The 9,577-nt window shown below is 70.0% G+C and carries 8 protein-coding genes; 1 reads left to right on the top strand and 7 read right to left on the bottom strand.

Translation table 11 applies throughout. The annotated features are described in order from the left end of the window. Positions 1-231: 231 nt before the first annotated feature. The 6 genes from ABEB28_RS20205 to ABEB28_RS20180 all read right to left on the bottom strand — a co-directional run bounded on the left by ABEB28_RS20205 (position 232) and on the right by ABEB28_RS20180 (position 6,723). Positions 232-579: a histone-like nucleoid-structuring protein Lsr2 gene (locus tag ABEB28_RS20205; protein WP_345729717.1), complete on the bottom strand. Its 348-nt coding sequence runs from the start codon at positions 577-579 to the stop codon at positions 232-234. Positions 580-789: 210 nt separating this feature from the next. After that, positions 790-2,004, bottom strand: coding sequence for an MFS transporter (locus tag ABEB28_RS20200; protein WP_345729716.1), 1,215 nt, complete (start codon positions 2,002-2,004; stop codon positions 790-792). 72 nt (positions 2,005-2,076) lie between these two features. Next, complete coding sequence (locus tag ABEB28_RS20195; RefSeq protein ID WP_345729715.1) at positions 2,077-3,432, bottom strand: GH1 family beta-glucosidase; 1,356 nt, start codon at positions 3,430-3,432, stop codon at positions 2,077-2,079. Then, positions 3,429-4,268, bottom strand: a complete 840-nt coding sequence (locus ABEB28_RS20190) for a carbohydrate ABC transporter permease (protein ID WP_345729714.1) — start codon at positions 4,266-4,268, stop codon at positions 3,429-3,431. Before ABEB28_RS20190 ends, ABEB28_RS20195 begins: the two co-directional genes overlap by 4 nt. A gap of 47 nt (positions 4,269-4,315) precedes the next feature. Then, positions 4,316-5,284, bottom strand: coding sequence for a carbohydrate ABC transporter permease (locus ABEB28_RS20185; RefSeq protein ID WP_345729713.1), 969 nt, complete (start codon positions 5,282-5,284; stop codon positions 4,316-4,318). Between the two features lie 146 nt (positions 5,285-5,430). Next, complete coding sequence (locus ABEB28_RS20180) at positions 5,431-6,723, bottom strand: ABC transporter substrate-binding protein (protein ID WP_345729712.1); 1,293 nt, start codon at positions 6,721-6,723, stop codon at positions 5,431-5,433. A 234-nt stretch (positions 6,724-6,957) separates the two neighbouring features. Here ABEB28_RS20180 and ABEB28_RS20175 point away from each other — a divergent pair, with 234 nt between their 5' ends. Further along, positions 6,958-8,148: an ROK family transcriptional regulator gene (locus ABEB28_RS20175; protein WP_345729711.1), complete on the top strand. Its 1,191-nt coding sequence runs from the start codon at positions 6,958-6,960 to the stop codon at positions 8,146-8,148. Between the two features lie 30 nt (positions 8,149-8,178). On the opposite strand, the gene ABEB28_RS20170 is transcribed toward ABEB28_RS20175, so the two are convergent. Beyond that, entirely contained in the window at positions 8,179-9,555 is a 1,377-nt protein-coding gene (locus ABEB28_RS20170; RefSeq protein ID WP_345729710.1) for an NAD(P)/FAD-dependent oxidoreductase, read from the bottom strand. Positions 9,556-9,577: the final 22 nt, after the last annotated feature.

Here is a 9,577-nt window from a genome sequence, read left to right as displayed (position 1 = left end):
CCCGCCCCTTGAGGGGGCGGCCTTCGGGATGTTCTACGGGTGCTGTGCGGCAGCTCGGGCGCTTTTCGCAGACTGAAATGGACGCCGTGCATTTTGCGCGCTGCACGGATTCTGTGCGAATAACCGTCGCCCTTTCGCACTGCCCCCTGGGATCCCCATTCACGACGGAACGGACGTCAGGTTCTCATTCAGGCGGCGATCCGGCGCGCCTTTGCCTACGGCAACGTTCGGTTATGCCGCGGCGTGGAACTTCGCGACGATCTCCGCAGGGATGCGACCGCGCTCGCTGACCTGTAGGCCGTTCCGCTTCGCCCAGTCGCGAATCGCCTGGTTCTGTGCGCGGTCTGCACTCGGTGACTGCTTTGCGGTGGACGCGGCGCGCGCCACTTTTCCGGAGCTGGCCCGGCCGGCCTTGCGGGCGGCCGCAACGTAGCTGGCCAGTGCCTCCCGGAGCGCGTTCGCGTTCTCGGTGGACAGATCGATTTCGTAGTGCGCACCGTCGAGACCGAAGGAGACCGTCTCGTCAGCGGTGCTGCCGTCGACATCGTCGACGAGGAGAACCTGCACCTTGCGTGCCATTGTTACCTCATGGAATGGGAGGGGGACCAAGCGCGGAACCAACAATACTCTAAGTATTGCGGACGGCGTGACTTCTCCCTCGGACAAGGGCGCCGCTATTGCGCGAAGTCCTTTATCGAGGGCCATGTGATGCCCGGGAATGGCCCGCTGATAGCGTGTCGGGCGCTTTCGGCGCGCTAGGTGCGCTTCTCTCCCGCGTCGGGAGTTGCGCTAGGTGCGCTTCTCGCGCGCGCTGGGAGCGGCCAGACCGGCCACCGCGACCAGGACCAGTACCAGGATCAACGCCCGGAGCAGGCCGACGGCGTCGCCGAGGAAACCGATCGCCGGCGGGCCGACCAGGAACGCGAAGTACCCGATCGTCGCGACGATGCTCACCCGGGCGGTCGCGGTGCGGCTGTCGTCGGCGGCGGCGGACATGCCGACCGGGAAGCCCAGGGACGCACCGAGTCCCCACAGCACGACGCCGACCGTGGCCACCGCCGGCGACGGCACGAAGATCACGATCAGCAAGCCGAGGACCGCCAGGGCCGTCGTCGCCCGCAATACCGGAACCCGGCCGAACCGGTCGAGGAAGAACACCCCGAGGATGCGTCCCGCGGTCATCGCGGTGACGAACACGCCGTAGATCACCGCGCCGGTCGAGTTGCTCACCGAGTGCCCGTCGACCATGGCCAGCGCGAGCCAGTCGTTCGCCGAACCCTCCGCGAACGCCATGCCGAGCACGATCAGCCCGATCAGCAGCGTTCCGCGGTCGCCCCACATGCCGAGCCGCTCCCGCCACCCCGGCTGTGGCTCGTCCGACGACGCGGTGGTCGCGCCCAGCGCGTCCAGCTGAAGAAACCGCACCGACAGCAGGACGATCACCCCGGACACGACCCCGGCCGCGCCGAAGTGCGCGGCGGTCGAGACCCCGCCCCACTCGGCCAGCGCGCCGAGGGCCGCACCGGCGATCGTGCCGCCGCTGAACGCGGCGTGGAACAGCGGCATCACGGTCCGGCCGAGCGCGCGTTCGGCGGCCGCGCCCTCGACGTTCATCGCGACGTCGCACATGCCCATGCCGGCGCCGAGCAGGGCCAGGCCGAGCACGACGACGGCGCCGTGCCCGGCCGCGGCCGCTCCTCCGCCGACGATCGCCAGGCCGAGCGCGCCGACGCCCACCGACCCGGCGATCGTGCGCCGTGACCCGGCCCACGCCAGCACCTGGCCGGCCGAGCTCAGTCCGACGATCGACCCGACGGCGATCGCGAACACGATCCAGCCCATCTCGGCGGTGGTGGCGCCGAGGGAGTCCCGGACGGCCGGTACCCGGGACATCCAGGTGGCCAGCGCCAGCCCGTTGACCGCGAAGACCGCGAACACGGCGTTCCGCCAGGCCACCACCGTGGGCCGGGACAGCGCGGGCACGGCGGGGGCGTCGGCAGACATTCAATTCCTTACGCACACCGGGCAGCGGGGACGTCGAACCGTAACCCGGACAGGTCACGATCCAGTAGGGGTTTACCGACGAAAATCGCGCAGAATCTCTGCGTATCGTCGGCCGCTGGCCTTCATCGTGCGCTCCTGGGTGGCGTAGTCGACGTGGACGAGGCCGAAGCGCTTGTCGTAGCCGTAGGCCCACTCGAGGTTGTCCAGCAGCGACCACACGAAGTACCCGGCGAGCGGCACGCCCGCGGCGGCCGCGGCGTCGATCGCCTCCAGGTGCTGCTCGAGGTAGTCGATGCGCTCCTTGTCCTCGATCGAACCGTCCGCGGCGACGACGTCCGGCCAGGCCGACCCCTGCTCGGTGACGTAGATCCGCGCCGGCTGGTACTCCGACGCGACCCGGGTGAGGATCCGCTCCAAACCGCCGGGGCTGACCTCCCAGCCCATCGCGGTGTGCCGTGCGCCGGGCACCTCGACCTGCCGGGTGAACGGCGCGGGCGCGGTCGGATCGTCCGCCACCACGGCCCGGAAGTAGTAGTTGACGCCGAGGAAGTCGGTCGGCGTCGCGATCGTCTCCAGGTCGCCGTCGCGCACCGGTGGCTCGTAGCCGTAGGTCTCGATCATGTCGCGGGGGTAGCCCCGGCCGTGGAGCGGATCGAGCCACCAGCGGTTCGTGTGCCCGTCGCTACGGGTCGCCGCGGCGACGTCCGCCTCGCTGTCGGTGGCCGGGTCGACCGGGCTCGGGTTGAGCACGATCCCCACCGAGGGTTCCGCCGAGGCGTTGGCGCGGATCGCCTGGGTCGCCAGGCCGTGCCCGAGCAGGACGTGGTGCGAGGCGTCCACGGCCAGCCGGAGATCGCGGATCCCCGGAGCCATCGTGCCCTCGAGGTGGCCGATCCAGGCGACGCACAGCGGCTCGTTGACCGTGCACCAGTCGGTGACGCGGTCGCCGAGCGCGCCGGCGACGACCCCCGCGTACTCGGCGAGCGCCTCCGCGGTGTCGCGTACCGGCCAGCCGCCCTTGTCCTGGAGGACCTGGGGGAGGTCCCAATGGTAGACCGTGACGAACGGCCGGATACCGGCGGCGAGCAGCTCGTCGACCAGCCGGTCGTAGAACGCCAGGCCCTTGGTGTTCACCGCGCCGGTGCCGGTCGGGATGACCCGTGGCCACGCGACCGAGAACCGGTAGGCGTCGACGCCCAGCTCGCGGAGCAGCCCGAGGTCCTCGGGCCAGCGGTGGTAGTGGTCGCAGGCGACGTCGCCGGTGTCGCCGTTCGCGATCGCGCCGGGAACGCGGCCGAACGTGTCCCAGATGGAGGGCGAGCGGCCGTCAGCGTCGACCGCCCCCTCGATCTGATAGGCCGCCGTCGCCGCGCCCCAGACGAAGTTCGACGGCAGGTGGGAGAGATGGTGCAAGTCTTCTCCAGTCATTTGACGGCCCCAGCGGTGAGGCCGGCGACGAAGTACTTCTGCAGGAACAGGAATGCGGCGACGACCGGGACGCTGACGACGAGCGACGCCGCCATGATCTGGTTCCAGTAGACGTCGTACTGGGTCGAGTAGCCGGAGAGGCCGACCGCCACCGTGCGGGTGTTCTCGTCGGTCATCACCGAGGCGAACAGCACCTCACCCCAGGCGGTCATGAACGCGTAGACGGTGACCGCGAGAATGCCCGGCACCGCGGTCGGGAGCAGGACCCGGAACAGGATCCGCATCGGCCCGGCACCGTCGACCGCCGCGGCCTCGTCGAGTTCCCGCGGGATCGCGTCGAAGTAGCCGACGAGCATCCAGATCGAGAACGGCAGCGAGAACGTCAGGTAGGTGATCACCAGGCCGGTCCGGCTCGCGTACAGCTCGATCCCGGTGGCGTTGCCGATGTTGACGTAGATGAGGAACAGCGGCAGCAGGAACAGGATGCCGGGGAACATCTGCGTCGACAGGGCGCTGGCGAGGAACACGCTTCGGCCGCGGAACCGCCACCGGCTGGTGGCGTACGCCGCGAGGATCGCGATCGCCACCGAGAGCACCGCCGCGGCCGTCGACACGATCAGGCTGTTCACCAGGTACCGGCCGAGCGGCACGGTGCTCCACATGTCGACGAACGCCTCGAACGTCGGCCGTGCCGGGATCCAGGTGAACGAGTCGCGGACGTCCCGGAGCGGCTTCAGCGCGGTCGTCAGCATCACGTAGAGCGGGATGAGGACGAAGGCCGAGAGTAGCGTCAGGATGACACGGCGCGACCAACGCTCCGCGGCGGTCTCACGCATCGGACCCCACCTTGCGGCGCTGTCGAGTCAGGAACAGGCGCCTGTTCTCACGCATCGGACCTCGCCTTTCGAGTCAGGAACAGGTAGAGCCCCGAGACGACGCTCAGGAAGAGCAGCAGCGCGACCGACATCGCCGAGCCGAGACCGAAGTTCCAGGTGACGAACGAGCTCTCGTAGATGTGGATCGAGATCAGGTCCGCCTCGTCCGGTGCGCCCTTGCCGAACAGCACGTACGGGGTGTTGAAGTCGTTGAACGTCCAGAGGAACAGGACCAGCAGCAGGACCTGGTTGACCGGCCGCAGCATCGGGAGCGTCACCGCTCGCAGCCGGCGCCAGAACCCGGCGCCGTCCATGTAGGCGGCCTCGTAGAGGTCCTGCGGAACGCTCTGCAGGCCGGCCATCAGGCAGAGGAACGCGAACGGCCAGCACCGCCACACCGAGACGAGGACGAGCGACCAGAAGCTGTTGCCGCCGATCAGCCAGAACGGGCGGTCGTCGACGAGGCCCAGCTGGTCGACGAGCACGTGGTTGAGCGCGCCGGTGTCCCGCTGCAGCAGGAAGCTCCAGGTGATGACCGCGGTGTAGACCGGCAGCGCGTACGGCGTCAGGAACAGGGTTCGCAGCAACGCGCGGCCGCGGAACGGACGCTGCAGCACGACCGCCGCGGCGAGCCCGATGACCCAGGCCAGGCCGACGACGAGCACCGTGTAGGCGATCGTCACCCAGAACGAGTGCAGCAGTTCCTTGCCGATCGCGCTGTTGAAGTCGAGCGTGACCCGGTAGTTGTCGAGGCCGACGAACGGCGCGCTGGACCAGTCCCGGATCTGGAACTGGGTCAGCTCCCGGAGGCTCATCCAGACGCCGGTGAGCATCGGGAGGACGTGCACCGCCAGCTCCAGCACGATCGCCGGAACCAGCAGGAGATACGGGAGGCTCGGCCTGCGGCGTCGCTTGCGGGGCGGCGACGGCTCGGCGTCCGAGGGCGCCACGTCGGGCGCGGAGACGGTGGTGGTCATGAGCCGGCCTCCGAGGCGAGCATCGCAGCGAGCGCTAGCGAGCAAGGAGCGCAGCGGAGGAGGAGGCTGGCGGGGTACAGAGTCATGAGTGTCCTCTCGACACACCGGCCCGGAGCGGGGCGCGCTCCGGGCCGGTGTTCGGCGCCTTACTTCACCTGCTCCTGGGCCTGCTTGAGCTTGTCCCGGATCTGGTCTTCCGTCGGGGCCTTGCCCCGGGCGGCGTCGGCGAAGAGGTCCTTCATCAGGGTGCCGACGAGCGTCTCGAACTGGCTCTCCTCGGGCACCTGCGGCAGCGGAGCCGCGGTGGTGACCAGCGTCTGCTGGGTGTTCTTCTGCTCCGGCTTCGCGAACGCCGGGTCGTCGCCGACCGTGGTGACCGACGGCAGCGAGCCGTAGGTCTTGTTGAGCTGGATCTGCTCCTCGTCGCTGGTCATGAACTTCACGAAGTCCAGCGCGCCCTCCTGGTTCTTGGAGTGCTTGAAGATCGCGATGTTGATGCCGGCGACCATGCTGTTGACCTTCTTGCCGCCGGCCGGCGGACTGGCCAGGAACGGCACCGGAGCGACGCCCCAGTCCTCCGGCTTCATGTTGCGCAGCGTCAGCTGGGAGCCGACCGTCTGCCAGAGCAGCATCGCGGCCTTGCCAGTCGCGAAGTCCGCCACCGACTGGTTCTGGGAGTACTCGGCGTTACCCGGGTTGGTGATCTTGTCGACCGCGATGAAGTCGATGTACCGCTTGATCGCCTGGGCGTTCTGCTGGGTGTCGAACGTCGGCTTGCCGGAGGCGTCGAACCACTCGCCGCCGTACTGCTGCGAGAACGTGAACGCGTGGTGGGCGTTCTCGGACACGTGGGCGCCCTCGATCGCCAGGCCCCACTTGCCGTCCTTGGTCAGCTTCTTGCCGTCGGCGACCAGCTGCTCCCAGGTCGTCGGCGGGTTCGCGATGCCGGCCTCGGCGAACATCTTCTTGTTGTAGTAGAGCGAGTACGCGAGGCTGTAGAGCGGCACCGCCGTCGGGGGCTTGCCCTCGGCGCCGGACGCGGCGAGCGCGGCCGGCACGAACCGGTCCTTGCCACCGACCTTCTCCAGCGTCGCGTCGTCGAACTGGACGAACGCGTTGGTCGCCTGCAGCGACGCCGACCAGGTGTTCCCGATGTTGACGACATCCGGGCCCTGGCCGCTCGTGGCGGCGGCGAGCAGGCGGTTGAGCAGGTCCGACCAGGGGACGACCTCGAGCTTGACCTTGATGCCTGTCTGCTTCTCGAACTTCTCGAGCTCCGGCCGCAGGATCTCGGCGTCCTTCTCCAGGCTGGTGCTCTGGTTGGTGGCCCAGTAGGTCAGGGTCTTGGCGTCGTCGCCCGAATCATCCCCGCCACACGCGGCCAGGGTGGACGCCAGCAACGCTCCGACGGCTATGGCGGCTAATCGTCGCTTGAACACAAGCTGTCCTTTCCAGGGACGCCGGCCGGCTCGGCGACAGCTCCGGGGTCCGGTGCGAGCGGAACCCGGGCCGAGCGGTCCGAAGGTTTGGTGCAGCGGACTCTAAAGTGCTGTTCGGCACTTCCATCACTACTTAATTCAAGGTGTTATTAAAGTGTTGCCGTGAGAGCGCGTTCACGAGGCGGGCCTCGTACAGTGACGGCCGGTAGTGGTCGAGAAGCAGGGTGGGGACAGGTGGATCAGGACCGGGTTGTCCAGGGCAGGGCGACCAACCGGGCGCTCCGGCGGCAGAACCGGGCGACGTTGCTCTCCGCGCTGTTCCTGGATGGGCCGCTGAGCAGGCAGGACCTCGCCCAGCGATGCGGGCTCAGCCAGGCTGCGGTGAGCAACGTCGTCGCCGACCTGGCCGACGACGGCCTGCTCGCGGAGGCCGGCGCGGTCGAGTCCGACGGCGGACGGCCGCGGATCCTGCTGCGGGTGGCGCCCGGGTTCGCGACCGTCGTCGGGGTCGACGTCGGGGAGACGCGGGTGCGGGTCGAGCTGTTCGACCTGGCGATGACGCCGCTGGCCAAATCGGACTACCCGCTGGACGACGTCGATCCGCAGACCGTCGTTCGGCACGTGCTCACCGGGCTGGCCGCGGTCACCGAGACCGCCGGGGTGTCCGATGCGGACGTCCTCGGGGTCGGCATCGGCGTTTCCGGGCTGGTCGAGCAGGGCCCGGAGGCCGTGGTGCACGCCCAGACGCTCGGGTGGGACGCCGTCCCGCTGGAGCGGCTGCTGCGGGCGGGCACCGCGCTACCGCTGCATCTGGACAACGGCGCGAAGACCTGGGGCCAGGCCGAGCACTGGTTCGGCGCCGGGCGGGGCGCGCGGCACGCGGCGTTCGCGCTGGTCGGCTCCGGCGTCGGCGCGGCGATCGTGGCCGACGGCCAGACGTACCGCGGCGCGTCGAGCAGCGCGGGGGAGTGGGGGCACACGACGCTGCAGTACGGCGGGCGCGCCTGCCGCTGCGGGGCACGGGGGTGCCTGGAGGCCTACGTCGGCGCGGAGGCGGTGATCGCCAGGGCCCGCGAGGCGGGGTTGCGGGTGACCGGCCCGGACGAGGAGTCCCAGCTGGCGGCGGTGCTGGCGGACCCGGCGGCGGGCGAGGTGCTGGCCGAGACCGCCCGGTACCTGGGCGCCGGTGTCGCGAACCTGGTCAACCTGTTCAACCCGGAGCGGGTGGTGATCGGTGGCTGGGCCGGGATCGCACTCGGGGGGCTACTGCCGCAGATCCGGGACGCGGCGGCGGCGCAGGCGATGCGACGGCCGTTCGCCCAGGCGTCGATCGAGCTGTGCTCCCTCGGGACGGACGCGGTAGCCCTCGGCGCGGCGACGCTGCCCGTCGCCCGCCTGCTGGCCGCAGGCGGGGTCCGCGAGTAATCGTTGTGATGGCCGGGCGCCAAACAACGATTAGCTGTCGAAGCCGAAACCTACTGCGTCCATCGTGCGGAGCCAGAGGTTGCGATGCCCCGCGCGCCGGTCGGCCGCGATCAGCGAGCGCCGCGTGAGCTCGACCCCGGCGTACCGCAGCGGCTCCGGCGGGAACGGCAGCGGCGTCGACCGCACCATCCGCGTGCGGGTCCGCTCGGTGGGCTCCCCGGCGAGCAGGTCCAGCATCACCTCGGCCCCGAACCGGGTGGCTCCGACACCCAGCCCGGTGTACCCGAGGGCGTACGCCACCCGTCCGGAGTGCGCGGTGCCGAAAAACGCGGAGAACCGCGTGCAGGTGTCGATCGCGCCGCCCCAGGCGTGGGTGAAGCGCAAGCCCTCCAGCTGCGGGAACGTGTCGAAGAACTGCGTCGCCAGCGTCTCGAACGTCTCCTGCCGGGTGTCGTAGCGGGCACGGACGCGTCCGCCGAAGTGGTAGATCGCGTCGTACCCGCCCCAGAGGATCCGGTTGTCCGCGGTGAGCCGGAAGTAGTGGAACTGGTTGCCGGAATCGCCGATGCCCTGCCGGTTCCGCCACCCGATCTCGCGCAGCTGCGACTCCGAGAGCGGCTCGGTCATCAACGCGTAGTCGTAGACCGGGATTACGAACGGACGCACCCGGGCGAGCGGCGACGGGAACACGTTGGTCCCCAGCGCCACCGTCCGAGCCCGCACCACCGCACGGGGAGTCCGCAGCGTTGCCCCGGACATCCCGAGCACCGGCGTGTGCTCGTACAGACGCACGCCGAGCCGCCGGCACACCTCCGCCAGCCCCCACGCGAGCTTCGCCGGGTGCACCAGCGCCACCCCGCGCCGGTTCCACACCCCGCCCCGGAACGTCGGCGAGCGCACCTCGGCGCGTACCGCGTCGGCGTCCAGGTACTCCAGCTCGACGCCGTGGTCGGCGGCCAGCTCGACCGCGGCACGCAGCTCGGGCAGCTGGTACGGCTCGGTCGCCACGTCCAGCTCGCCGGTGCGTTCCCACTCGGCGTCGATGCCGTAGCGGGTGAGCGTGTCCTCGATCGCCTGCAGGTTCGCCGCGCCGAGCCGCTCCAGCTCGGCCAGCTCCTCCGGCCACCGGGCCAGCCCGTTGCCCAGCCCGTGGGTGAGGCTCGACGCGCAGAAACCGCCGTTGCGTCCGGACGCGGCGTGCCCGAACCGGGCGCCCTCCACCAGGACGACGTCGAGCGACGGGTCGCGCTCCTTCGCGATCAACGCCGTCCAGAGGCCGGTGTAGCCGCCCCCGACCACCGCGAGATCGCAGGTGGTGTCCCCGGCCAGCGGCGGTAACGGCGCCGGTCGACCCGGGTCCTCCAGCCAGAACGATCGATGGTCGACGTCGGCCAGGGACTTGTGCATGGATTACCTTTCCGAGACAAAT

Source organism: Cryptosporangium minutisporangium, from assembly GCF_039536245.1.
Classification (GTDB): domain Bacteria; phylum Actinomycetota; class Actinomycetes; order Mycobacteriales; family Cryptosporangiaceae; genus Cryptosporangium; species Cryptosporangium minutisporangium.
The sequence above is the reverse complement of the archived record's forward strand: the minus strand, read 5'-3'. Positions and strand labels throughout refer to the sequence as shown.